At 56.5% G+C, this 25,838-nt stretch carries 19 protein-coding genes, 1 tRNA gene and 1 CRISPR repeat array; of the genes, 14 read left to right on the forward strand and 6 right to left on the reverse strand.

Translation table 11 applies throughout. The annotated features are described in order from the left end of the window. The first annotated feature begins 450 nt into the window (after positions 1-450). The 9 genes from cas3 (at position 451) to ABRP64_RS06335 (ending at position 12,151) form a co-directional block, all read left to right on the forward strand. Positions 451-3,150, forward strand: a complete 2,700-nt coding sequence (cas3, locus tag ABRP64_RS06295) for a CRISPR-associated helicase Cas3' (RefSeq protein WP_349865865.1) — start codon at positions 451-453, stop codon at positions 3,148-3,150. A gap of 98 nt (positions 3,151-3,248) precedes the next feature. Next, on the forward strand, positions 3,249-4,994 hold the full coding sequence (gene casA / locus ABRP64_RS06300) for a type I-E CRISPR-associated protein Cse1/CasA (RefSeq protein WP_349865867.1): 1,746 nt from the start codon (positions 3,249-3,251) through the stop codon (positions 4,992-4,994). Next, complete coding sequence (casB, locus tag ABRP64_RS06305; RefSeq protein ID WP_349865869.1) at positions 4,987-5,658, forward strand: type I-E CRISPR-associated protein Cse2/CasB; 672 nt, start codon at positions 4,987-4,989, stop codon at positions 5,656-5,658. The genes casA and casB overlap by 8 nt, the downstream gene beginning before the upstream one ends. A 35-nt stretch (positions 5,659-5,693) precedes the next feature. Continuing rightward, entirely contained in the window at positions 5,694-6,836 is a 1,143-nt protein-coding gene (gene cas7e / locus ABRP64_RS06310; protein WP_349865871.1) for a type I-E CRISPR-associated protein Cas7/Cse4/CasC, read from the forward strand. Positions 6,837-6,849: 13 nt separating this feature from the next. Then, a complete protein-coding gene (gene cas5e, locus ABRP64_RS06315; RefSeq protein ID WP_296087389.1) occupies positions 6,850-7,566 on the forward strand; it encodes a type I-E CRISPR-associated protein Cas5/CasD in 717 nt (238 codons plus the stop codon). Further along, positions 7,563-8,261, forward strand: coding sequence for a type I-E CRISPR-associated protein Cas6/Cse3/CasE (gene cas6e, locus ABRP64_RS06320; RefSeq protein ID WP_284854150.1), 699 nt, complete (start codon positions 7,563-7,565; stop codon positions 8,259-8,261). The genes cas5e and cas6e overlap by 4 nt, the downstream gene beginning before the upstream one ends. Positions 8,262-8,308: 47 nt before the next feature. Further along, complete coding sequence (gene cas1e / locus ABRP64_RS06325) at positions 8,309-9,199, forward strand: type I-E CRISPR-associated endonuclease Cas1e (protein ID WP_284852219.1); 891 nt, start codon at positions 8,309-8,311, stop codon at positions 9,197-9,199. Then, on the forward strand, positions 9,196-9,552 hold the full coding sequence (gene cas2e / locus ABRP64_RS06330; protein WP_296087402.1) for a type I-E CRISPR-associated endoribonuclease Cas2e: 357 nt from the start codon (positions 9,196-9,198) through the stop codon (positions 9,550-9,552). The genes cas1e and cas2e overlap by 4 nt, the downstream gene beginning before the upstream one ends. Positions 9,553-9,641: 89 nt before the next feature. After that, positions 9,642-11,805: a CRISPR direct-repeat array (repeat unit 28 nt; unit sequence GTGCTCCCCGCGTGAGCGGGGATGAGCC). Positions 11,806-12,077: 272 nt separating this feature from the next. Continuing rightward, positions 12,078-12,151, forward strand: a tRNA-Ile gene (locus ABRP64_RS06335). 42 nt (positions 12,152-12,193) lie between these two features. On the opposite strand, the gene ABRP64_RS06340 is transcribed toward ABRP64_RS06335, so the two are convergent. Continuing rightward, complete coding sequence (locus tag ABRP64_RS06340; RefSeq protein WP_284854152.1) at positions 12,194-12,724, reverse strand: hypothetical protein; 531 nt, start codon at positions 12,722-12,724, stop codon at positions 12,194-12,196. Between the two features lie 130 nt (positions 12,725-12,854). On the opposite strand from ABRP64_RS06340, the gene ABRP64_RS06345 reads away from it, so the two are divergent. Continuing rightward, entirely contained in the window at positions 12,855-13,910 is a 1,056-nt protein-coding gene (locus ABRP64_RS06345) for a trimeric intracellular cation channel family protein (protein ID WP_349839017.1), read from the forward strand. Between the two features lie 106 nt (positions 13,911-14,016). Beyond that, entirely contained in the window at positions 14,017-15,615 is a 1,599-nt protein-coding gene (locus tag ABRP64_RS06350; RefSeq protein WP_349839018.1) for a mechanosensitive ion channel family protein, read from the forward strand. 3 nt (positions 15,616-15,618) lie between these two features. Here the strand turns inward: ABRP64_RS06350 and ABRP64_RS06355 are convergent, their stop codons facing one another. Beyond that, complete coding sequence (locus tag ABRP64_RS06355) at positions 15,619-16,206, reverse strand: hypothetical protein (protein ID WP_284850117.1); 588 nt, start codon at positions 16,204-16,206, stop codon at positions 15,619-15,621. A gap of 155 nt (positions 16,207-16,361) precedes the next feature. Here ABRP64_RS06355 and ABRP64_RS06360 point away from each other — a divergent pair, with 155 nt between their 5' ends. Continuing rightward, positions 16,362-17,450: an alkene reductase gene (locus ABRP64_RS06360; RefSeq protein ID WP_349865874.1), complete on the forward strand. Its 1,089-nt coding sequence runs from the start codon at positions 16,362-16,364 to the stop codon at positions 17,448-17,450. 125 nt (positions 17,451-17,575) lie between these two features. Here the strand turns inward: ABRP64_RS06360 and ABRP64_RS06365 are convergent, their stop codons facing one another. Further along, on the reverse strand, positions 17,576-19,276 hold the full coding sequence (locus ABRP64_RS06365; protein WP_284850118.1) for an alkaline phosphatase D family protein: 1,701 nt from the start codon (positions 19,274-19,276) through the stop codon (positions 17,576-17,578). Between the two features lie 145 nt (positions 19,277-19,421). Between ABRP64_RS06365 and ABRP64_RS06370 the strand changes: the two genes are divergently transcribed. Then, positions 19,422-20,216: a serine hydrolase domain-containing protein gene (locus tag ABRP64_RS06370; protein ID WP_284850119.1), complete on the forward strand. Its 795-nt coding sequence runs from the start codon at positions 19,422-19,424 to the stop codon at positions 20,214-20,216. An 819-nt stretch (positions 20,217-21,035) separates the two neighbouring features. Continuing rightward, a complete protein-coding gene (locus ABRP64_RS06375) occupies positions 21,036-21,452 on the forward strand; it encodes a hypothetical protein (RefSeq protein ID WP_284769450.1) in 417 nt (138 codons plus the stop codon). A gap of 76 nt (positions 21,453-21,528) precedes the next feature. Here ABRP64_RS06375 and ABRP64_RS06380 read toward each other — a convergent pair whose 3' ends face one another. The 3 genes from ABRP64_RS06380 to aceE all read right to left on the reverse strand — a co-directional run bounded on the left by ABRP64_RS06380 (position 21,529) and on the right by aceE (position 25,512). Then, positions 21,529-22,317 (reverse strand): HAD-IIA family hydrolase, encoded by a 789-nt coding sequence (locus ABRP64_RS06380; RefSeq protein ID WP_284769451.1) that lies wholly within the window; start codon positions 22,315-22,317, stop codon positions 21,529-21,531. Continuing rightward, positions 22,314-22,613: an acyl carrier protein gene (locus ABRP64_RS06385; protein WP_284769452.1), complete on the reverse strand. Its 300-nt coding sequence runs from the start codon at positions 22,611-22,613 to the stop codon at positions 22,314-22,316. The genes ABRP64_RS06380 and ABRP64_RS06385 overlap by 4 nt, the downstream gene beginning before the upstream one ends. A 154-nt stretch (positions 22,614-22,767) precedes the next feature. Then, positions 22,768-25,512, reverse strand: coding sequence for a pyruvate dehydrogenase (acetyl-transferring), homodimeric type (gene aceE, locus ABRP64_RS06390; protein WP_284782373.1), 2,745 nt, complete (start codon positions 25,510-25,512; stop codon positions 22,768-22,770). Between the last annotated feature and the right edge of the window lie 326 nt (positions 25,513-25,838).

Raw genomic sequence — 25,838 nt, forward strand, 5'->3', positions numbered from 1 at the left:
ACGCCTTAAGTCGTTGCGCATTCGTGTATCGAATATTAGACATACGGAAAATCCTCCAAGATTTCGTCCGCATCCCCTTTTGGCGTTTAACCCGCCTTGAATTATGGAGATAGAAAATAATCCCCGCTGACGCGGGGAACTAGTCAATTGACTAGTCAAATGAGCACTGACGTGGGCTCATCCCAGCGCTGGCTGGGAGTTTGGCGTTTCGCCTCCTGTAATATTACCGCAAAAATTGATGCAGATTTAAAGTACATTTCAAAAAGTGCAACACGTTAGTGCTAAGGAAGGTATAGTCTTAAATCATTAGTTAATAACTCCAGTTCACCATAAAGGTGGACTGGGTGAGCCTGTGGTGGAGATAGAACCATGAAATTGCCAGCGAAGACAGTGGATTTTTGCACTCGTGCAGATGGTTGGGCCGGTTAACGCAGCCTGCAGGCGCGGAGCTTGTGGGCGAAATCGGGTGACGGTGTAGACCATCTCAACCTGCCGCAACATATGGTTGATTCCGCTTGTGCTGCATCCTTGGTGTATAACTCTTGGCTTTCTCGTTCAGTAAAGGAGTTCCTGAAAGCCGAGTTGCGTGTCTCAGAGACGGATATAGAAGTTCTCTACGTCTTTCTTGCTGGGTCCCATGATGTTGGAAAAGGTGTTAAAACTTTCCAGCGGCTTCTTCTTGACCGCAGTGACGTTGCGCATTTAGTCCACGCCGTTAGCGACGCGGGACTGGATATCGAATTGAGCGCCTCAGAGGCGAATATGTCCAAGCTTCCGCACGGTATTGCTTCTGGTGAAATTCTAGCAATCTGGCTTGAAGAACAGGGGCTTACCCTGCCAAAAGCTAACTCTGTGGCCGCGGTTGTCAATGCGCATCATGGTGCGGCAAGTGGTCCGAATAAAGCGGTCCGAGAATTGATTCAGGATTACCCTTCGGCGTGGCGAATGGTTCATGGCGAACTTCTTGATGCCATGGCTCAACTCTGCGGGGCAGATGAGCTTGCGCGGGTCTTTGCCAAGCTGCCGAAAGTCTCGCCCGCAGCTGCCCAAATGCTTACCGGTTTAGTGGTTATGGCGGACTGGATTGCTTCCAATGAAAAGGCTTTCGGCTTACGCGTGCAGGGAACTCAACTAGACCGAGTGGGACGGGCTGCGGAGCTCATTGACTTGACCTCGCCTTGGGAACCGGAAACTCGATTGCATCAAGACATCGACGAGCAATTCCGGCAATCGTTTGGGTGGCCGGCTGAGTTTAAAGCGCGACAAGTACAGCAGAAAATGGTAGAGGCTGCCAGTGCGATCAATGAGCCAGCGCTCATAGTCCTAGAGGCTGAAACAGGCGTAGGAAAAACCGAAGCCGCCTTAGCAGCAGCGGAGGTGCTTGCGGCGAGAAGTGGAGCACAAGGAATCTTTTTTGCCGCTCCGACCATGGCCACCGCGAATGGCCTGTTGCAAAGGACCATCGAATGGAGTCGAAACATAACGACAGATTCGGTTCGATCGATGTACCTCGCGCATTCCAAAAATGCATTGGCCAAGCCTTATACGGATTTAAAATTTACGGGAATCAACCGTTACGAAGAAGAAGGCGGCAACGTTGTTGCATCGCAGTGGATGTCGGGACGGCGGCTCGGCATTCTTTCCAATTTCGTGGTGGGTACCGTTGACCAAGTGCTCATGATGGCGCTACAGCAGCGGTTTTCCATGCTGAGACATGTTGGCCTGGCAGGCAAAGTAGTAATTTTTGATGAGGTCCATTCCTTTGACGTTTATTCTTCCGATTACCTCCGGAGTGCCATCGAATGGTTGGGATTTTATGGTGCCAGCGTCATCGTCATGTCCGCCACGTTGCCGGCGGACAAGCGGCGCGCATTGGTCAGTGCGTACTCCGACGGTCAATGGCCAGAGGAAGAGCCGGCTGGCTACCCATTAATCACGGTGGCGACAGAAGACGAAATCCGTTCCCTAGAGGTCCCGGCGTCTCCAACAGACCTTGAAACCACCATCACTTTCCTGGCGGAAGGCGAAGATTCATTGCACGAACTTCTCAAGGAATGGCTCGTGGATGGAGGGTGCGTTCTTATTATTTGCAATACTATCGCACGAGCTCAGGCCGCATATTCGGAACTCGTCGAAAGCTATGGTGATTGCGTGGAGCTTCATCATGCGGGATTTGTGGCTTGGGAACGCGTAGAAAAAGAAGATTCATTACGGCGCCAACTTGGCCCCGATGCCCACAGAGGAACGGGCCGGCCGAAGCAAAAAATTGTGGTGGCCACTCAGGTTGCGGAACAGAGTTTGGATGTTGATGCCGACGCTCTGATTACTGATATCGCACCTATGGATTTGCTTATTCAGCGCATCGGAAGGTTGCACCGCCACGCGCGTCCTTCCAGCGATCGACCCGAAAATCTGCGTGAGCCAAAGGTTGTTATTCGCGGGATAGAAACTTCCTCACCAGTTCCGGAATTTGAATCAGGTGCGGAGGCCATTTACGGCCGTGCGATATTGCTATCAACCTATGCAGTACTGCCAAGCAGAATTCGCCGACCAGATGACATCGCTCCGCTTGTAGCAGCTGCATATGATCGCAGCTTTAAGCCGCCAGAGGCATGGAATGCATCGTGGGGAGAAGCTATTGCGACGCGTGATTTTGAGGAATCGAAAGCGCATTCAGCGTCCTCAACGTTCCGATTGCCGGATCCGTGGAGTACCAATGGCCTGGACGCTCTATTTGCACGGCTGCAGGATGATTCCGCAGACGATGCCGAGATCAAAGGCGCAGCCCGAGTCCGTGACGCAGAGCCTAGCGTTGAGGTGATCCTCATCATCGAGACTGATTACGGTTATCGCCCGTGGGGCTGGGATGAAGAAGTCATTGAGGCTGCCGATATTCCGTATAGGCTGGCCTTTCATCTTGCGTCTAGTACAGTACGACTACCTGTGCGAATGACCCGTTATGACTCGGACTTTGATGCGGTAGTCGATGACCTCGAAGGGGCAACCCCGGCCGAGTGGGGTTCACATTATTTACTGCGAGGACAACTGGCTTTGCCGTTAAATGAAGAAGGAGAAACTCAGGTAGGACGCTTTGTTCTGCGGTATACAAGCCAGCTGGGAATCGAAATTATGAGTGTTGGGCGTGAGTGATATGTCCGAGGCACTAGTTAGGCTGAGAGCACCTCCTTTTACTAGGGGCAGCCACATCATCCACCAATTCACTTTTAAAAGAAAGGAGGCGAAAGATAATGACTGATACAGAAACCTTTAACCTGCTCGATGAGCCATGGATTCTGTGCATGGACAGTGCGGATAATCGCAAAGCGTTGAGCATCCGGGACATATTTTCTGGACAGGGTGATGCCCACAAGATTGTGGGCGATTCACCGACCCAGGATTATGCGGTCATAAGACTGTTATTGGCTATATTTTGGCGCGCTCATGCGCAAGAATTAGCAGAAGCAGCAGGCGGAAGGCGGAAACGTGCCAGCTTTGATTGGGGCGAATGGTTCGCGGAAAAGCGTGAAGAATTAAGCGAGACGAAGCGGGACCAAGTTGTTTTAGATTATCTTGATGCCTTTAGAGACCGATTCGACTTACTCTCTGACACTGTTCCCTTCATGCAGGTGGCGGATCTTCACTCGCAGAAAAATGAGACTCGACCGATTTCCTATATAGTTCCAGAAGCCGCTGATGATCATTTCACGATGCGCACGGCTGAGGGTCGGCGGGCGATCCCTCTAGATGAGGCTGCCCGATGGCTACTTCACCTGCAGGCTTATGATTATTCCGGTATTAAAACCGGCGCAGTAGGAGACCCTCGCGTAAAGGGTGGTCGAGGTTATCCCATCGGCACAGGTTGGACTGGTCGAACGGGCGGAACTTTAGTACTTGGTACTGAAGGCCTCTTAGAAACACTTTTGTTAAATACTCCTATGGCAGCTGTTATGACGGAGCAGGGAACTAACCCAATTGAGCTGGATAAATCGGTATGGGAAAGAGAACCCGATACTGCTGCGCAGCGCCGTGGATCAGATTACAAGCTTGGTGCTGTGCCCCAAGGCGCGGCTGATTTGGCGACTTGGCAGGCACGACGAGTGCGCCTAGTAGCTGAAGAAGGCCAGATTACTCGCGTCCTCGTATCGAATGGTGATCGCATTCCGGATGCGGGAAAGAATGTCATGAATGATCCTATGACACCGTATCGGTATAGCCCCAACCAGTCGAAGGCCGGCCAAGATGCTTACTACGCGCGTCCATATGATTCCACTCAGACCATGTGGCGTGCACTTGATGCGTTGGTTGCCGTCGAAGACGACCCAGGCTTTGACCAGAAGAAGACAAAAGCTCCGAAGCGACCAGCCAATCTCAGCAATCTCGCTGCGCTTGACGTTGATGGATACCTAAACCAAGGCGCCTTTGATATTGCTTTGGTTTCGATGGAATACGGACCACAGGAATCTTCAGTAGCCACTACTTTCAGCACCACGATCGGGCTTCCCCTAGTGGTATTGCGCGAAGATGATCTTGGCAGGCAAGCGCGTAACGCTGTCCGCACTGCCGCCCAAAAGACCTATGAAACAGCCGTGAGCTTGGGCTGGTTTGAAGGTCAACTGCGGGTAGCCGCGGGCGATGATTATGAATTCGGCGTTAAGTCTAAGGACAGGTTTTACGCCCAGTTAGAGCCGGAGTTTATTGCGTGGATGCAGACCATTTCTGCTGAAAATGCAGACAGCGCTCAGATCAACTGGCAAGAACGAGTTCGATCAGTAGCTGTCTCCCACGCAATGGAACTGCTGCGCGGCGCCGGGATGAAGGCGATTATCGGCAGGGAAGTAGACGCAGGAGAAGACGGAAAGGGCCGAATTGTCTCAGCTGGATCCCTTTTTCAGCAGCTACAGCGGCGTTTTGATAAGAACCTGCCGTTAACAGGCAAGTCCACACGAAATCAGAATCCTAGCTCACCTATGAAGGAAGGTGTTGCCCATGCATGACACCAGTCATCCGCAGGCAGAAACTGCTGCGGAGTACACAGGCCCGCGTTTGCGAACCTCCGTGGCGCGTACCGCAGAGGCGCTACAGAATGATTATTTGCATTCGCCGCAACACAATAAACAAGCGCGAGCACGTGCAGTCCTAGCCCAATTGCGTAAGTATTCTGCGGTACGTCTTGAACAACATCCCGTGGCACTTGAAGAGGTCCTCCTTTTATTGGAGCCTGCATTGAGTGAACAAGAGATGGGAAAGGGCGCCGCACCATCTGCATCAGAGCTCGCGGCCTTTCAAGCCATGACGATGCTAGGTATCCATCTACAAAGCGCTAGCACTGAAGCACATATTAAAGGCCAAAGCTTCGCACGGGCCTGCGGTCGTTTCTATGCGCACAGTCAGTCACAATCCACGAAACCGCGTTTTGATGCGATGCTCGTATCTTCCGATGAGGCTTCCCGCCTCATACATATTCGTTCCTTGGTAACGCTATTGCGCGGGGAAAATTTGGGGTTTGACTACGGTGCATTTGCACAGGACCTGCGGGTTCTAGGCAGCAAAAGCACTACTCAAAAAGCGCATACGCAACGACAAGGCGTGCTATTGAAATGGGCACGTGACTTCGCATTCGGTTCTTATGCGTCTGCCCAGACCGAACAGACTTCTTAAAATCAATTTTCATATTCTAGAAAGGAATTTTCGCTATGGCTTTGACCATCGATATCCACGCACTCCAGACCCTTCCGCCTTCTCTGATTAACCGTGATGACACCGGGGCGCCTAAGTCTGCCGTTTACGGCGGCGTGCCACGTCAGCGAGTCTCTTCGCAGGCATGGAAGCGTGCAATCCGCAAGTACTTTGAATCTGAAATCGATGCCGAATCTGTGGGTGACCGCTCGAAGAGGCTTCCAGAAAAGATCGCACGAAAGGCTCAAGAACACGAGGGATGGAATGCAGAGCGAGCTCAAAAGGAAGTTGCTGAGCTTTTCAAAGCTGCAGGAATTAAGACGGAAGTGGACGCGAAGCGTATCAAGGCGCTGAAAGATTCCGAGGAAACCACCGAAGAAGAACTAGCAGCAGCGCAGTATCCGCAGACCAAATACTTGTTGTTCTTGAGCCCACACCAGATTGAACGTGCCGCAGAGGCGATTATTGCGGCCGATGGTGAAAAGATTAAGAAGAAGGACGCTCTGGAGATCCTTGATACCCAGCACTCGGTAGATATGGCGTTGTTTGGGCGCATGGTTGCCGATGATGCTGCGTATAACGTCGATGCTGCGGTACAAGTTGCGCATGCACTGGGAATTCACGCCAGCGCGCCTGAATTCGACTATTTCACCGCGGTCGATGACTTGGCCGAGGAAGGCGAAGAAACTGGTGCAGGCATGATTGGCACTGTACAAATGATGTCTTCTACCTTGTACCGTTATGCCACGGTGAATCTAGATGGACTGACACAAAATCTCGACTCGGCAGAAAACGCAAAGCAAGCCGCAGTGAATTTCGTTGATGCATTCATCAAGTCTATGCCCACGGGCAAAATCAATACCTTTGCCAACCAAACAATGCCTGAGCTCATCTATATCGCAGTTCGCGATACCCGCCCGGTGAGCCTAGTTACGGCCTTCGAAGAACCAGTAGAGCCAACCGCCGGTCAGAGCTTGCGCGTCGCCGGTGCCGAAGCGTTGGCGAAAGAAGAAACCGAGTTTGAAGAAAACTATGGGCTGCAGCCTAAGGCAGCCTTTGTGGTTGGGTTGAGCGAGGCCCGTCAGGCTTTCGCACAAATCGCTGACGAAGTGACGCTGCCAGAGCTTTCGCAGCGTTTGTCTTCCGCGCTTTCGGAGTAGGAGGCTTAAAACGATGACAGCATCATTGTTGTTGCTGCTTAAAGGGCCGATGCAGTCGTGGGGAACGGAATCTCGCTACGCTACCCGTGCAACTTCGTCCTTGCCCTCAAAGTCAGGAGTTCTTGGCATGCTAGCCGCAGCTGAAGGGCGCAGGCGCGATGAAGATATGGCTGACTTGGCTGGACTCAAGTTCGCGGTGCGCGTCGATCAATCCGGTAGCCTTTTGCGGGATTATCAAACCGCGCAAAACTGGCAAAAGGATCCGCAGGCATCCGCAAAACTCATTACCCGCTATTTCCTATCAGATGCCGCATTCGTTGCGGCAATCGAAAGTGAGGATCGCGAGCAACTCGAGAATTTTGCAGAGAATCTAAATCGGCCGGTATTTCCGCTCTATTTGGGTCGGCGTTCGTGCCCGGCTCCGCCCAATGTGGTGCTTGGTGTGGTTGAAAAGCCTGCGGTTACGGCATTACAAGAGCACGGCACGTGGCACGCCACCAAGGAGTATATGAAATCCAGTGGTGGGGAAGTATCGCTGCCGATTTACCGGGACTCCCTCCCAGGAGAATCCGGCGTGGCTTGCCAGGATGTACCGAACTCTTTTGATCCGCAGCACCGCAAGTATTCATGGCGCACCGTGGTGCAAAAGGAATTTGCGAATGTGGACAACCCCTTAGATAGCGCAGAGCGGCGCCCGGATCCGTTTTTGGAGGCGGTGATGAATGCATGAGTACGTTAACCAAAATTCTTATCAATCCTCAGCGGCGTCAAGGGCGAAAGCTACTTGCTAATCCACAAGCAATGCACGCGGCGGTCGCCGCATCATTTCCACCGGATGTGGATCAAGAGTCTGGGCGTATTCTATGGCGCCTTGATGAAGGCGCTCATCACCACTCCCTCTATGTGGTGGGGCCTGAAAAGCCAACTGACCATGTGATTGTGGAACAAGCAGGGTGGGATACACGGCCGGGGCAATCGGTTGAGTATGACCGTCTGCTGAATTCACTCACTAAGGGGCAAAGATGGATCTTTGAACTGGTAGCCAACCCAACGTATTCGCAAGCTAATGGAGGCAAGCGAGGAAAAGTGAAGGCTCATGTGTCTGTGGAACACCAGTTGGAGTGGTTGTATCGGCGAGCAGAAAATGCCGGATTTGAACTAGCCCCCCGAGCAGGGGATGATGTCAGCGATGATGAGCGTTCTCGGTGGTCCGTTGAAGAAGAAACCGCGATTATTGAGCGAAAAACGTTGGATTTCCGGAAAGGAAATGGCAATAGGCGTGTGCGTATCGCCACAGCCCGATACCGCGGAACCTTGGAGGTCAAAGATTCTGAGGCTCTTCGGCACACCCTTACTCATGGGATAGGAAGAGCTCGTGGTTATGGTTGTGGCTTAATGACTCTAGCCCGGCCGATGGGGTCCTGATGTCAAATCCGAGCGAAGTCCCTGTCACCCGCCAAGCTTTGTCCCGGATGGGAGACCGAATCAGTTTCTTGTACGCCGAGCGCTGCGTGATCAATCGAGATGGTAATTCTCTAACGATCACGGACCAGCGCGGCGTCGCACATGTGCCAGCCACACAGCTGGCGGCACTGCTGCTTGGTCCAGGAACGAGGATTACTTACGCGGGCATGGCTTTGCTTGGCGATGCCGGGGTTACCACCCTCTGGGTAGGTGAGCGCGGCGTTCGGTACTATGCGCACGGTCGGCCACCAGCGAAATCGTCCCGCATGGCTGAAATTCATGCGCAGGTAGTGTCTCACCAGCGGAAGCGTTTGGACGTGGCTCGCAGAATGTATGCCATGCGGTTTCCAGGAGAAGACGTTTCTCAGTTGACGATGTCCCAGCTGCGTGGCCGCGAAGGCGCACGCATGAAGCGGATTTATGCGGCTGAAGCCGAGCGTACTGGAGTCTATTGGAATCGGCGGTCTTATGATCCCAATGATTTCGATTCTTCTGACCCAATTAACCAGGCTCTGACTGCAGGCAGCGCCGCGCTATATGGAGTTGCTCATGCTGTCGTTGCAGCGCTTGGTTTCATCCCTGCCTTAGGGATAGTGCATACAGGCACCGATAGGTCATTCGTCTACGACATTGCTGACCTTTACAAAGCAGAGATTTCTATTCCAGCGGCATTTGATGCTGTCGCAGCACAACAGGGTAATCCCTCTGTGGAAGTGCGTCGTTTCGTGCGGGATAAAGTTGTCTCACGCCGCCTCATGCCGCGGATGGTTCAAGACCTTAAAGCACTTTTTGATGTACCAGATGACGAGCTTGTCAGTGATGCCGAGTTAATGCTGTGGAGTGAACTTGAAGTCATCGCTTCTGGTCTTAACTGGGCAGAAGAGGAAACGTTGTCATGATGGTGCTGGTTATTACTGCTTGTCCCGCTGGACTACGCGGCGATCTGTCCAAGTGGCTCATTGAACTGACTCCCGGTGTATTCGTGGGACGTCCCTCTGCTCGTATTCGTGATCTGCTCTGGGAACGTACAACCGAGCTTTGTAAAGATGGCCGCGCACTTTTGGTGTATTCAGCCGCGAATGAGCAGGGAATGGAGTTCAAGGCTCACCGACATCATTGGGAACCTACGGATTTTGACGGGATTACCTTGATGACGCGACCGGCTAAGTCTAAGCAACCACAGCGAAGGACTGGATGGTCTCAAGCCCGACGTACCCGTATTTCTTATAAGAAACAGAAGGGAGGATATTAGGCTGCGTGGAGCTTCGAGGATAGCTTCCCCCAAAATACAAGTTGTATGTAAAATACGTTTAAGGCTCGAATTTCTGCTGTTCAGCAAGTGTGCTCCCCGCGTGAGCGGGGATGAGCCCGTCCCAGTAAATCGCCAAGATGACGGTAGCTGGTGCTCCCCGCGTGAGCGGGGATGAGCCCATACGGCTTGGACTCGGCGACCGACTTGGATAGTGCTCCCCGCGTGAGCGGGGATGAGCCCGGATTGGTCACGGTAAACGTGTCCTTTCAAGTGTGCTCCCCGCGTGAGCGGGGATGAGCCGTTCCCACTGCCGCCCGAGGGCCGCCAATTCCGGTGCTCCCCGCGTGAGCGGGGATGAGCCCGGTGCATAGGGCTTGGTGTTGGCCACGTCGGCGTGCTCCCCGCGTGAGCGGGGATGAGCCGAATTGCTTTCCTGCCAGTTCGGATTCACCGTTGTGCTCCCCGCGTGAGCGGGGATGAGCCCAGTGGTGTCCACCGACGCTTGCATGACATGCTGTGCTCCCCGCGTGAGCGGGGATGAGCCCCACTTAGACCATGTGGGCTTAGCTACGTCCTTGTGCTCCCCGCGTGAGCGGGGATGAGCCGCTTTTAGAAAAAGTTGTCGACTGGCTCACGTCGTGCTCCCCGCGTGAGCGGGGATGAGCCCGTCTCCAACATTCGGGAACCAGACTTCGACAGGTGCTCCCCGCGTGAGCGGGGATGAGCCTTGGCCGGTCGCTTCGTCTGATGCGTGGTGTGAGTGCTCCCCGCGTGAGCGGGGATGAGCCCTACGCGCCAATTCCCTTGTGTTCAACGCCGTGGTGCTCCCCGCGTGAGCGGGGATGAGCCCCCAAGGCGTACTAAGCACCTATCGGAGTCGCAGTGCTCCCCGCGTGAGCGGGGATGAGCCCCAGCAAGACCTGTTGGCGGCGCAGGAGCGACTGTGCTCCCCGCGTGAGCGGGGATGAGCCCTCGTGGCTATGGGCGTTCCAGCTGCCGCCGTCGTGCTCCCCGCGTGAGCGGGGATGAGCCGTGAGGTGCCACCAGTTTAGGGTTGGCGAATGAGTGCTCCCCGCGTGAGCGGGGATGAGCCCGCTGAGCGCTTACGTGACTATTGGGAGCACGGGTGCTCCCCGCGTGAGCGGGGATGAGCCTCACGTTCTACACCACAAATAAGGAAGATTCAGAGTGCTCCCCGCGTGAGCGGGGATGAGCCCTGGCTATGGGTACACCGATACGTCACCCTCGAGTGCTCCCCGCGTGAGCGGGGATGAGCCCTGTTGGAGGAACTTGCGGGTGGGACGTTCTGCGTGCTCCCCGCGTGAGCGGGGATGAGCCCCGCAATGTTCAACGACTGGAACAGCACCGCAGGTGCTCCCCGCGTGAGCGGGGATGAGCCGTACTTGTTTTCGATGAGGTGGCGGGCGTTGGTGTGCTCCCCGCGTGAGCGGGGATGAGCCCGCGAAACTCGAGGGCACCGCCTACCAAGACCTGTGCTCCCCGCGTGAGCGGGGATGAGCCCCGACTAATGCGTGAATTTAAGACCCGTAAACCGTGCTCCCCGCGTGAGCGGGGATGAGCCCTACGGTAAGCCCCCGTGGGGTGACAAGGTGACGTGCTCCCCGCGTGAGCGGGGATGAGCCGGCCCCGGCCTGCTACGCACACTCATCAACGACGTGCTCCCCGCGTGAGCGGGGATGAGCCCCAAGGTCCTACTGGACCGCGGGGAAGCAAGTGGTGCTCCCCGCGTGAGCGGGGATGAGCCGTAAAGCTCGCTGAGCAAGCTGCACAGGCCCACGTGCTCCCCGCGTGAGCGGGGATGAGCCCCACACAATCGCACCGGGGGAAGTCCGCGCCCTGTGCTCCCCGCGTGAGCGGGGATGAGCCCCCCGACCGCTTTACCCGTGAGAGTGACGGCGAGTGCTCCCCGCGTGAGCGGGGATGAGCCCAAGGTACCCAGCAAGATAAGTGCCAGTTGCCAGTGCTCCCCGCGTGAGCGGGGATGAGCCCTACGCGCCAATTCCCTTGTGTTCAACGCCGTGGTGCTCCCCGCGTGAGCGGGGATGAGCCGGCCATAAGGTCAACCTCAGGCAGCGGGTGGACGTGCTCCCCGCGTGAGCGGGGATGAGCCCAGGGTGGTTCGGGTCCGCTATTCCACCGTCTGGTGCTCCCCGCGTGAGCGGGGATGAGCCCTAGGCGGTGTTGGCATGGCTTGGAATAAAGTTGTGCTCCCCGCGTGAGCGGGGATAAATTTTTTTGATTTAATGCCTCAAATTTCTTGCTACCCAATAATCAACAAATCGAAAGGACATCTAGTAACGACGATCAGCACTTCGGTTATGAGGGGCAGAATTCATCTTCGCTGAGGCTCTAACGTGGGTTCCAGTCGCAGCACGGACATCCACGGTTGGGCGTCGCGCACTCAACTGGGGTTATTTTATGAGGGGCTGAGAATTGGTCTTTCGCGAGCTATTGACTAATCTTTTGGGAGCGGAGTTTCGTATTTTACGACATGGCATCCGTGTGGGGCTATAGCTCAGTCGGTTAGAGCTCCGGACTCATAATCCGTCGGTCCCGGGTTCGAGCCCCGGTGGCCCCACGGTAGAAGGAGGCGTCGGCAAGCAATGCTGGCGCCTCCTTTTTAGTATTCGGTGCGCACGCGCTCGGAGAAAATCGGCCTGGCGGTCAGCTCGATGCGGGTGCCGATATTTTCGTCTTCTTGGGACCTGCAATGGACGGATTTTTGATTCGTGGCCATGATGCAGTGGAGATCGTAGCTGTCACCAGAGCTCGGGTTCTTCACAGTAATATCGCTCTGCCAGGCTGCAGTAACGGTTGGATCAGGGGTTTCGAGCCTGTATGTGGCATCCACTGCATGCTTATAAATATCCAGGGCAAAGGCGCAATCGGTGGCATCGTCGGCGATGATTTGTGCATAATCGCGAATGCCGCACATACCGCCTACCTGCGCAGCGAGTGCGGAATCATCGTCTTTCTCCGCTTTCTGCGGCTTGGAAAGCTTGGCAGTCGCGGAAGGCGCGGAATCGGTATCGGCGTCGGCATCGGCAAGCGCACCGCTGTCTGAACCGGTGCTGTGCGGGCTGGTATCGGTGAAGTTGGGCTCGTCGTCAGCGGGGGTGGACGAGCCCCCAACCAGCAGGAATGCCGGCAAGAGAGAGAATCTTTTTCATGCGGAATGTAGGAAGAGATAGAAGGGGCATTAGAACAGGAAAAGTGTAGCACCGCAGCGCATGTGGGCAGGCGAATTGCGCGTGGGTGAGCAGTGCAGTCTAATAAATGGCATGACAGAAGTAGATCCGCTCATTGAGTCCCTCTATCGCTGGTCCGATGTCAGCGGTGTATTGCTGATGGGAATTATCGGCGGCACCATTGCGCGCAAGCGCGGGTATGACATCATCGGGTTTTTCTTCATTGCGATGTTTTCTTCCCTGGGCGGGGGCATGGTGCGCGATGTGCTTATTAATCGCGGCACCGTGGCGGCGATGAGCGAGCCGGAGTACCTCTACCTGGCGTTTACTGGCGCGTTGATTGCGCGCTTTGTCTACTTCAAAGGCAAGACCTGGGATTATATCCAGGCGCATGGTGATGCCGTGGTTTCTGGCCTGTGGGCCGGTACCGGCGCCGTGAAGGCCATTACCTATGGTCTGCCGCCGATTCCGTGCATCATGATGGGCGTGTTTACCGCTACAGGCGGTTCCATGATTCGCGATATCGCCATGGGGCGCGAGCCCGCCGTCTTTGGCGATAATCAGCCGACGGTGATTCCGGCCATCGCCTGCACCGTGATCGTGTTGGTGGGCAACCACTTCGATATGTTGGCCGTCGGCATGATCGTGGGACCGTTGGTGTCCATTTTCTTGGCGCTGCTGGGTATTTGGGCCGGTTGGCGCGTGCCCGCGAACCAGGAGTGGGCGCCGATTAATGATACGGCTGCGCAGGTTAAGGTGCTGGCGAAGAAGGCTGAGAACAAGAGCCGCGCGGTCGGGCGCAAGCTGGAGCCGCACCGCGTGCGCTCCTGGCGCCACCGGCAGATGGAAGAGGCGCTGCAGCGGCGCATCGAAAAGGAAGTGCGTTCCGGCAAGCGCCGCCAGGATGCGGCGGAAGAGGCCAGCGAGTTTTTGCAGTCCTTCGAATCAGACGTCGATCAGTTCAGCTCGGCGCCAGCGGAGTCCGAGGACATGGACTTTGGCGTGGACTTTAGCGGCGATTCCTATGAGGAAGAGGAGCAGACCTCCAGCGAGGAATCCCAGCGGCTGCTCGATACGATTTTGGAAGATGACAAGCTTACTGATGAGCTGATTGATCGCCTGATGGACCGCTACCAATCGCGCGACTAGGCCCCGGGGCATCTGCTTGCTGATGCCCCATCTTCCGACTCCTTCCTTCTTACTTCTGGCAGAAAACTGGCATCAATTTCTCAGCTAGGTGCCATATCCTTGAACCATGAACTTGAGGTATTACTTTTTTGAGCTGTGGGGCCTCATTGTTGACCACGGCTTGCCGCTCATCGCATTCGTGATTATCGGCATTCTTTTGCCCCGCATGGGGCGCCTAGCCATCCGGATTATCGAACATAATTTGGATGAGCAAGAAGAATCCACGAAGGCGCGGTTGGCTCTGACCGGCGCATTGGTCTACATCGTCCAAGCGGTGGCGTACTTCCTATTGGTCGCGGCCGCGCTGACTAATCTCGGAGTTCCGGCGCTGGGCGCCGCGGTGCCTGCGACGATAGTGTCTGCTGCGGTTGGTTTTGGTGCCCAGTCCGTGATTTCGGATTTCCTCTCCGGATTTTTCATCCTCACGGAAAAGCAGTTCGGCGTGGGAGACTACGTCTCCTTTGCCGGCATTCCTGGGGTAGAAGGCGATGTGGTGACGCTGACCCTGCGCACCACGAAGGTGCGCACCCCTAGCGGTGAGTTGGTGACCATCCCCAATAGCTCCGCCGGCGTGGTGACCAACTATTCCAAGGAATGGTCCCGCGCGGTGGTCAATATCAATGTCCCAGTGCATGAGGGCGAGTCCCTGCCGGAGATTACGAGCCGCGTCAAAGAGATTTCGCAGCACGCCATTAAAGCCCCAGAGATCTCCGTCGACGTCGCCGGCGAGCTCACGGTCCTTCCCGCCACCCAATTGGTCAGCCCGCAGGTTGCCGGCCAGCCGTGGCAGGTGGGTTACCGCATCATGGTGACGGTGAATCCCGCCCGCCAGTGGTCCGTGGAGCGCGCCATCCGCTCGTCGCTGCTCTCGGAATTCTGGGACCACTACGGCTCCGCCATCGACTTTGATGAGCTGCAGGAACAGAAAAAGAAGAAACCTGCGGACCCAAAGCATGCCGCGGCGCAGTCGGCCAAAGACGCCTTGGACGCTGGGGAAGGCTCCCGCCCCGATACGCCAGTAGATGACCCCACGGCGGAAGAGGAATTGGTCCCAGAAGAAGTCGATCGTGCTGAGACCAAGGTCGATGAACAAGCAGTCACGGCCGAAGCGGGCGAAGATGCCGCAGAAGGCGACGAGGAATCGCGCCGAAAGATCTGGCGCACGATTCAGACCAGTACCCAATTCCAAAAGATTGCCACCATCGGCGGGCGCGTGCGCGCCTCCACCACCGGCCTCGTGGCGGCCCTGCTTGTCGTTGGCCTGCTCATCCTCGCGGCAAGCAACCCAGAGGAAGGGGAAGCCGGCTGGCTGTCGCCGGACTATTGGAAGGATCGCGATACGCAATCTTCCTCCGAAACACCATCGGAATCTGAAGAGCCTGTGCCTACAGAAGATCCTCTAACTACCGGTACCCCAACGGAACCGACGGACGCAGATTCAACACCAACGACCACCAATACGCCGACCGTTCCTAGCTATCCCAGCCAGGCGCCCAACTCCACGCCTAATTCCGGGGACGGGCACGGCAGCGGTCAGGATGGGCCCGCTGACTCAAACGGCGATGCTGGCGATGGCCAAGGGAATGGCGACGGAGACTCCGGCGCAGACGGAAATAGCGGGGCGGCGGATAGCCAACAGACCACGATTCCTTCAGAACCCCACTAGATGCTAGTGGGAGCCGTCGACTACGTCGAGGCGGTCCGTCCAGAAGCGATCGAGTTCCTCGGCTCGGTATATGACACTTAAGCTATTGTCTCCGTCTTTCCCGCAGATGAGTCCGCGGCGATCTGATCCAATTGAACAGCGAAGGTCATAGGTCTTACCGGTGATAGGGCTGGCGACGGAAATTTCGGTGCTATACGCGCCGTTGGCTCTCGGATCGCGCTGCTGGAATGTATAAGTGTGCTTGAGCGCTTCATCAAAAATGGGGCCGGTAAATTCGCAGGATGTATGTTCACCTGCGTGGATGGTGTCTCCTTGGTTGGTGTATCCGCAGTCGCCGCCAATTTTTCCGGCGTAAAGCGTGTGATTTCCAGCAGGGGGAGCGTCATCATCCGAGCCGGCATCGCCATGCTCGTCGCCTTCCTTATCGCCCTTTTCCTCGGTGGAGTCTGGAGTATTCTCCAGGGTTTCCGTCACGGTCGTAGGAGCCGTGGAAGCGTCGCTGGGCACAAAGGCAGGTTCGGGATCGGCAGAATCAGAATCATCGGAGGTACCGCAGGCGCTGAGCATGGTGAGGGACAAGGCGGCAAGCATTAAGGAAGTGTGGCGTTTCATCATCATAAAAACTGGTAGCAATCGACGGTGTGAATTGTGAAAACTTTAGCACTTAAACCGGTATCTAACTGCGGACTTATAGGAAATGCGGCGAAAGGTGGAACAAATTTAAACCACGGGCTGTTTCAGTAGACATGACATCATTATTTACATCTTTGGAACTTGGCCGTTATACGTTGAACAACCGCGTGACCATGGCGCCGCTGACTCGTCAGCGTGCAGGTCACAGTGGTGTACCCAGCGAGCTACACAAAAAGTACTATTCCCAGCGCGCTAGCGCCGGTCTCGTCGTGACCGAGGGAACCTTCCCCGCATGGACCAACCGCGCGTTCCCTGGTCAGGCGGGCATCGTCGATGACGAGCAAGCCGCTGGTTGGCGCGAGGTAGCTGACGAAGTACATAACAAGGGCGGCGTGCTGTTCATGCAGATCATGCACGGCGGCCGTACCAGCCACCCGGATCTCATTGATGGCGCCCAGGCAGAGGCCCCGAGCACCCTGGATTGGGACGGCCAGGTTCGCGGCTTTGCCGGCAAGATGGATGCACCGGTACCGCGCGCCCTAGAAGCCGATGAGCTCCCGCGCATCGTTGAAGAATTCCGTGCTGCCGCACGCCGGGCCGTCGACGCGGGCGTTGATGGTGTAGAAATCCACAATGCGAATGGCTACCTGCTGCACGAATTCATGGCACCATCTGCCAACCAGCGCGACGATGAATTTGGTGGCAGCCCAGAAAACCGGTGGCGCCTGCCAGAGATGGTTATTCGTGCTGTCGTGGATGAAATCGGTGCTGACCGCGTGGGCGTGCGCTTCTCCCCAGCCCACGTTGTACAGGGCATTGTTGAAGATGACGAGGCGGATATGTTGGCCACCTACGGCGGCCTTTTGGATGCTATCGCCCCGCTAAACTTGGCTTATGTCTCCTTCCTGCACGCCGAGCCGGAAGGCGAACTCATCTCGGCCTTGGCAAAGAAGGCTCGTGCCAATGGCGAAACCAAGGTCTTGATGAATGATGGTTTCGGCACTGTCACCACTAAGGAAGATGCCGAGCGCGAGCTGGAATTGGATCACGTGGATGCCGTTGTCGTGGGTCGACAGCTCATTGCTAATCCGGACTTGGTACGCCGGTGGGAAGAAGGTCTGGCCCTTAATGAGCCAGATCAGGCCACGTTCTACGTCGGCGGCGAGCGCGGCTACATTGATTATGAAACTGCCGCGGACTAACCCGTAGTCCGCGGCAGGTAGGGGGGGAGAGCGCGAGTGATAGAGAGTGAAATATCCCAGAGAGGATCTTTCACTCTCTATATCGAACGTGCACCCAGCGAGCGTTAACAACTGCCCGCTAATAATTAAGAATTGAATCCCTGATCCGGGCGCCATGTCAGCGTGACGGCTTCGTTTACTGGTGCGGCGGGATTGAGGAGATCCTCAACGCGCAGCCAGTGCATTTCCGCAGAATCCGGGCGGATGGTGACGTAGCTATATCCGTGGTGATCGAGGTTTACGTGGCGTGTATGAGGGTTTGCCTCCAAAAGGAACCTCTCTGCCAACTTGGAAAGCTCGTTGTCCTCGGGTAAGTGAAGCTGTTCGTTGACATTGGGCGCGGAGACAGATGAGCACACCATTTCGGCCCCGAAGATGTGCCCATCCTTGCTGATATTATGCGCCCATTCGGAGTGGATATCGCCGGTAACAAAGAGGGCGTGGGAGTCGTGCTTCGCAAGGGCATCGATAAGCATCCGGCGTTCTGCCGAGTATCCATCCCATTGGTCGCCATTGACGGGAATGCCGGTGATATTGGATGACAGTGAGGATGATACGGGTGCTAGCTTGTCGTCGCGCTGCAGGGTAGCCAGGTTCATGGGGGAGAACATGACGGAGTTGCCCAGCATATTCCACGCGGCGGCGGAGGTATCGATCTTGTTGACCAGCCAGTCGTACTGCTCCGAACCGAGCATGCTTCGCCCCTCCGAGGCCATCCTGGCAGGTCCAAAGAGTATCTGTTTATCGCGGTACGTGCGCAGATCCATCATGGTCAGTTCCACAAGATCCCCAAAGGTCAAGCACCGGTAGAGATGGCCATCATTGGAAGGATTACTTGCCCGTACCGGCATCCATTCAAAGTAGGCCTGCATCGCGGCGTTGCGGCGATCGATCCACGCGCCTTCTTTCCCCTCCGTGTGGTTATGGGCGCCGTCCCTCCAAGAATTATCTGCGGTTTCGTGGTCATCCCAGACCGCGATCCACGGCAGGGCAGCATGCGCCGCTTGGAGATTTTCATCGGTGCGGTAGCGGCCAAGGCGCGTGCGATAATCTTCCAGCGTCGTAATCTCATGCGCTGGGTGGTGCAGGCGCACTGGACCGAAACCGGCGTACTCGCGCTGTGGGTATTCGTAAATATAGTCTCCTAGAAAGACCATATAATCTAGTTGCCCGGCTCGTCCGCGCTTTGCGATATCACCATAGGCTTGAAAGAAACCGGACTCCCAGTTGGCACAGCTGGCCACACCAAAGGTTAGCTCCTCTGGGGATGCCGTAACCGCCGGTGCGGTTTTGGTGCGACCTACGGGGGAGATTTTATCTTGGGCATGAAAGCGGAAGTAATACACGCTTTCTGGTTCGAGGCCGTGAGGATCCACGTGGACGGTGTGATCCTGTGCAGGATCGGTGGTGACTTCGCCGTGCTTGACGATGTCCCTAAACTCCTCATCCCGCGCAATTTCCCATTCCACGGTGGTAGGCGCGCCCGCACCGGAGCCAGGCATCGCATCTGCATCTGGTGTCACGCGTGTCCACAAAACAACGGAATCTGGAATGGGATCTCCCGAGGCTACGCCGTGCAGGAAGGGGCGTTCACCGAGCGTGGGCTCTACCATGTGTGGTTCTGGGCGCGAGGAAAGGCTGCTTTGTGCATGAGCAGTGCTGGCGTTGGCCGTGCTGGCAGTGGTGGTCAGCGCCAGGGCGGCGCCGACGGTGCCGCTGGTTTGGAGGAATTTGCGGCGGTTGACATGAGACATCTCTGATTGCGTGCTGTGGTTTCTGCTAGTCATATTCATAAGGTTTCTTAGATAGAAAGGGCCTGCAACCGCTCAGGCTGCATTACACCAGAAATTCCTTAATCAGTAACCACGGGTTTACCTCCGCACCGATCGGCACACCTTATTCTGAGGCCTAGAGCACAGTAGGCTGGAAGTCATGAGCGAGTTGCAGCAGATAAGTCAATGGCCCGTAGATACCGTGGCTGGAGCGTTGATCCACAGCGGTGAGTCGATAGATACGGTAGGAGATACTTCGCGCCAGTTTCCGGTTGCCTCAGTTACCAAGCTGGTATCGGCGTACGCGGTGATGATGGCAGTGGAAGAAGGTGCGGTGGATTTGAAGCAGCCCGCCGGTCCGGAAGGTTCTACCCTCGAGCATTTGCTCGCGCACGCCTCGGGCGTGAAGTTCGATTCGCGCGAGCAACAAAAACCAGTGGGCGAGCGGCGTATCTATTCTTCTGCCGGTTATGAATGGGCGGCAGAGATCGTAGAAGAAGCCACCGGCATCGAGTTTGCAGAGTACCTGCGCGAAGGCGTGTGCGAGCCGCTTGGAATGTCCTCCACCCGCTTAGAGGGCTCGGCTGGGCACGGCTTGGTTTCCACTGTGGAGGATCTCGCTGCATTTGCTGCCGAGGTCCACGACCCGCAGCTCTTGCACTCCAGCACCGTGGCCGATATGCGCCGCGTTCACTTTGCTGGTTTGCGCGGCATTGTGCCTGGTTACGGGAGCTTTAAGGATTGCACCTGGGGGCTTGGATTTGAGATCCGCGGTGAGAAAGACCATTGGATGGGAGCACTGCCTGCCGATGCCACTGGGCACTTCGGCATGTCCGGAACCTACCTCTGGCTGGCCGGCGACTACGCCATGGTGGCATTAACGGACCGAGATTTTGGCGATTGGGCAAAGCCGCTGTGGAATGAAACCAATACGAAGATCTGGCAGGCGCTATAAGAGGCTTCTTCGCAGTTTTCCTTAATAGGAAAACGGGAAAAGCTCCCCATTCCAGTGGAGTGGGGAGCTTAAAGCTGCTCTATTTAGAACAGGGATTGGCCGACGATCTTCTCTAGGATCATGGCGATTTGGGTGAAGAAGCCGTCAAAGGCGCTCAGAAGATCGAAGCCGAAATCGGACGAAGAATACGTTTCAGGCATGTCAGGCATGGTTGTACCTTTCTGTAGGGGTGCACTCAAACCGGATTGTTTGAATTTATCTCAGTATAGGCAGCGTGGGTGGACGGTGTCAAACTGTTTCTTAGTTACAAATAAATGTATATCGACTATCCGCTGCGGCTTGCGCGTTTTCTATAAGGCTGGGTGTGGGGGTGGGGTGGGACAGCTAGCTACCCCCGCTGTGGGTTTACGCCCCGGGGCTTTTTGGAGGGCTTCGCTTCTATCGGGATTGGGGCAGTTTTCGGCCGAGGTTTCAGGGGATGAGCGCTATTGGGTAAGCGTTTCTGCTGGTACCTGCCGTGTGAACGGATTCTGTCAGGAAGTCGCTTCGGGGCGAATGGTTTGAGGGGGTAAATCTCTCAAATTTCACTGTTGTAACTTCAATTTCTTTAGTCACTTTAATCACAGTCTGGACTTTGGGTTGAGGTTTAGAACTTGGGGGTTGAAGTGAAAGTTGAGGGTTGTAGAGGGTGGTGTGACGCAGGAAAATTGGGTCCAGACGCAAATGACAGTTCGTTGGGGAAGACGAAGCTCGTCTTGCACTGCGCCGCATGCCATGCGTGTGGTTCGCAGTGGTGATTTGTCGAGGGAGATATCGGCTATGAATACTTGCGTCAATACAGTGCCGGTTGATCAACCGGCCTCCAACTACACGTGGCCCAGCCGCAACGGCGCGGCCGTCGTGGTCACTGGTGTGCTGAAAATTTCTGGGATGCCGCGTGCGCTGCGCCCGGAAGTAGAGCGCGCCATGGATCGGTGCATTCGCACCGAATCGGAGTTCATCGTCCCAGGCGATGACCCGCTGACCGCCCAGTGGTGTACTCGGTGGTACCGCGATGAGATCTCTATGGAGGCACTCGTGCGAGGTGAGGCCATGGGGCCGGAGATTGATTCCGGCATCGGCATTGGCTGCCATCAGGTGCTCACCGGAACCGAGGCGGAGCTTGCCGCGCTCGAGAGTTCGGTGTGCTATCTTGCGCAACGCTATGGTTTTAGTGCCACCGTGCGTTTTAGCTAAAGCGCTCGAGCGAATCGGCTCGAGCGCGGCCATGTGAGCCGAGCCGCACGAGCTAGGTCGCGCGGCGGGGTGCCGTTTAGGATTCCTCGTCGGCGAAAGGATCCATGATCTTATCGGGAATTTCCGCAACAGACTTAAACACGGCGGTGGGGCGATACGGGTAGCGGGAGATCTCGCGGTCATCGGAAATGCCGGAGCGCACCAAAATGGAGCGCATACCGGCCTCTAGGCCCGCCTTGACATCGGTATCCATGCGATCACCAATCATGATGGTGTTTTCAGAGTGTGCGCCGATGTGATTGAGGGCCGAGCGCATCATGACAGGGTTGGGCTTTCCCACGTAGTAGGGCTCCCGGTTGGTAGCGGCGGTGATCAATGCTGCTACCGCGCCAGTTGCTGGGAGCACACCTTCGGGAGCAGGGCCCGTAACGTCCGGGTTGGTGGCGATGAAGCGGGCGCCATTGCGGATGAGGTTGATAGCGGTGGTAATTGCCTCAAAGGAGTAGGTGCGGGTTTCACCAAGGACCACGAAATCGGCGTCATCATTGGTGAGGATCCAACCGGCCTCGTGCAGCGCGGTGGTCAGGCCGGACTCTCCCACGACGTAGGCCTTGCTGGAGCTGGCCTGGGTGGCCAAGAAGTTTGCCGTCGCCGTGGCAGAGGTCCAGATGCGCTCGGCCGGAATATCCAGTCCGGTATTACGCAGCCGCGCTGCCAAGTCGCGCGGGGTGGACATGGAGTTATTAGTGAGCACCATGTACTCAATATCGTTATCCTTCAGCGCCTGTATGAATTTATCGGCGCCGGGGATCATTTCCCCTTCCTTGATGAGTACGCCGTCCATATCGGATAGGTAAGAAATCATTGGTGGTCCTCCAAATAGTCAGCGATATCGCCGATGGTCTCGCAGTTAAGCATTGTTTCCTCAGTAAGTCGCACCTTAAAGAGCTCTTCTGCACGCACGGTGAGCTCTATAAGCTCTAGGGATTCAACGCCGACATCAGAAAGCGCGGTGTCTTTGCCAAGTTCGGCCTCGGTATCGGTGACTTTGACGATGAGGGCGATGAGCTCGCCCAGCGTATCCCGATCCGGGTCGTGGTCCTTATCTGGGTCAGAACCCTGAAACTTTGCCTGCAATTGGGCACTGAGGTCATTTGCCATAATGACCAGTGTAGTAGCGATTGGTGCGTGACATAGGAGAAATAGGCTCACGCGGTACTGGTTAGGGGGGATGGGGCGAAAAACAATTCAGGCGCTTCCAGCATTAAGCCGGAAGCGCCTGAGCTACATCTCCATTGTGGAGGTGCGGGCGATATTACTCGCCGCTATTAGGTGCAGTTGGGTCGTCCAACTTCAGCTCGGAGGCCGCCTTTTCTACGACGGAGCGCTCAATCTTGCCATCGCGGGCAAGGCCATCGAGCACTGCGACGACGATGGATTCCGCGTCATTGTTGAAGAAGCGGCGGGCACCCTCGCGCGTATCGGAGAAGCCGAAGCCGTCTGCGCCCAAGGTGATGTAGGTACCTGGGACGTAGGGGCGAATCTGCTCCTGCAGCTCGGTGGTGAAGTCCGAGACACCAACGAATGGGCCCTCGAAGTCCTTGAGCTGGGAGGTAGCGAATGCCTCGGAAGGCTCTTCGCCCTTGCGCAGCGCTTCCTTATTGCGGCGGGCACCGTCGCGGGCCAACTCGTTCCAAGAGGTCACGGAGAATAGCGAAGCCTTGACATCGTAATCCTCAGCCAGCATCTCCTGTGCGCGAAGAGCCTCGTGCACGCCAACACCCGAAGCCAGGATATTGGCCGGGGTGGAGCCGTTCTCGGCAGTATTGAAGTGGTAGATGCCCTTGTGCAGGCCCTCCACATCCAAGTTTTCCGGCTCGGCCGGCTGGTGGACTGGCTCGTTGTACACGGTGAGGTAGTACATGACCGGCTCATTGTCCTCGCCGTACATGCGCTCGATACCGCGCGCTACCAGGTGTGCAACCTCAAAACCGAAGGCCGGGTCATAAGAAATGACCGCAGGGTTGGTGGCTGCCAAGACAGGGGAGTGGCCATCCATGTGCTGCAGGCCCTCACCGGTCAGGGTGGTGCGGCCGGCGGTAGCGCCGATGATGAAGCCGCGGCCCATCTGGTCGCCGGCGGCCCAGAAGGCATCGCCAGTGCGCTGGAAGCCGAACATCGAGTAGAAGATGTACAGCGGGATCATGGCTTCGCCCTGGGTGGCATACGAGGTAGCGGCGGCGGTAAAGGATGCTGCCGCACCGGCCTCAGAAATGCCCTCGTGCATAATTTGGCCATCGGTGGCCTCGCGGTAGGACAACATCAGGTCGTGGTCCACCGGCACGTAGTTCTGGCCGCGCGGGTTCCAGATCTTCATGGTGGGGAACCAGGAGTCCATGCCGAAGGTACGAGCCTCATCCGGGATGATGGGCACGATGCGCTTGCCCAGTTCCTTATTGCGCATGACCTCCTTGAAGGTGCGCACCAAGGCCATGGTGGTAGCGACTTCTTGCTTGCCAGAGCCCTTGCGCACGGAGCGCAGCTTGTCCAAGGAAGGTGCTTCCAATGGGGTGAAGTCCGTGCGACGCTCGGGCAGGAAGCCGCCGAGCTCTTTACGGCGCTCCAGCATGTACTTGATCTCCGGGGAATCCTTGCCCGGGTGGTAGTACGGCGGCAGGTAGGGATCCTTTTCCAGCTCTTCATCGGAGAAGGGGATTTCCTGCTTATCACGGAAGTTCTTGAGATCCTCCAGCGTCAGCTTCTTCATCTGGTGGGTAGCGTTGCGGCCCTCGAAGTTGTGACCCAAGCCGTAGCCCTTAATGGTGTGGGCCAAGATGACGGTCGGCTTGCCGGAACCCTTGTTCTCCAGGGCTCGAGCGTACGCTGCGTAGACCTTGCGATAGTCGTGGCCGCCGCGGCGCAGTGCCCAAATCTCGTCATCGGAGAAGTCTTCTACCAGCTTTGCGGTGCGCTCATCGCGGCCGAAGAAGTGCTCGCGCACATAAGCGCCGTCATTGGCCTTGAAGGTCTGGTAGTCGCCATCAGAGGTGGTATTCATGATGTTGACGAGGGCACCTTCGGTGTCCTTTTCCAGCAGCTTGTCCCAGCCGCGGCCCCAAATGACCTTGATAACGTCCCAGCCGGCGCCGCGGAAGAAGGACTCCAGCTCCTGGATGATCTGGGTATTACCGCGCACTGGACCGTCGAGGCGCTGCAGGTTGCAGTTAATGACGAAGGTGAGGTTATCCAGCTCGTACAGAGCAGCGGTTTGCAGCAGGCCGCGGGATTCTGGCTCGTCCATTTCGCCATCGCCCAAGAAAGCCCAAACGTGCTGCTTGGAGGTGTCCTTGATACCGCGGGTTTCCAGGTACTTATTAAAACGTGCCTGGTAAATGGCGTTCATCGGGCCAATGCCCATGGACACGGTGGGAAACTCCCAGAACCATGGCATCAGGCGCGGGTGCGGGTAGGAGGGCAGACCCTTGCCTTCACCAAGGGAGACTTCCTGGCGGAAGCCATCGAGGTCTTCCTCAGAAAGGCGACCTTCCATGTAAGCGCGGGCGTACATGCCCGGGGAGGCATGTCCCTGGAAGAAGACCTGGTCGCCGCCTGAAGGATCGTCCTTACCCTTGAAGAAGTGGTTGAGGCCGACTTCGTACAACGGGGCGGCACCCGCGTAGGTGGAGATGTGGCCGCCCACGCCGATGCCGGGGCGCTGCGCGCGGTGCACCATGATGGCAGCGTTCCAGCGGATCCAACGGCGGTAGCGCTTTTCTAGTTCTTCATCGCCAGGAAATTCCGGCTCCATGTTGGTGGGGATGGTGTTGACGAAGTCCGTCGACGTCAACGAGGGAAGCTCCACGCGCTTGGCGGTGGCGCGCTCCAGAAGGCGCAGCATCAGGTAGCGTGCGCGTTCTTGGTCAGAATGGTCCAGCAGACCATCGAGGGAATCCATCCACTCGCGAGTTTCTTCTGGGTCGCTGTCGTGAAGGTACGATGCAACACCATCGCGGATAAGCGGGAAGTTGGAATCGCCCTTGGCGGGGTCCTTCTCGGCCATGTAAACCTCCTAATTAAGGGTCTGCAGAGTTTATCCCCTACGATACGCGTTCCCAGATCGCGAGTGGGAGTCTAGGTCGGATAAAACGCCGCGCTTTCCGATGCACCCCCTATAACCTGCGGTTTGCTTTCCTAGCTCGGCGTGCAAACGTGGGTAGTAGGCCCCTAAACGGCGCTAGTTCTCCCACAAAACAGGCGCCGGTGTGAGCAGAAAAGGGCCTGCAAATTGGGGGAAAGGAGTGCTATAGCAAGTAAAAGACGCCCTGGGACGTTAAACTACATGTAATAACACACGCCCTCTCCGCCAAGCGCGGGCCGGGCGTGAGC

The organism is Corynebacterium sp. KPL4015 (assembly GCF_040225725.1).
Taxonomy (GTDB): Bacteria; Actinomycetota; Actinomycetes; order Mycobacteriales; family Mycobacteriaceae; genus Corynebacterium; species Corynebacterium rhinophilum.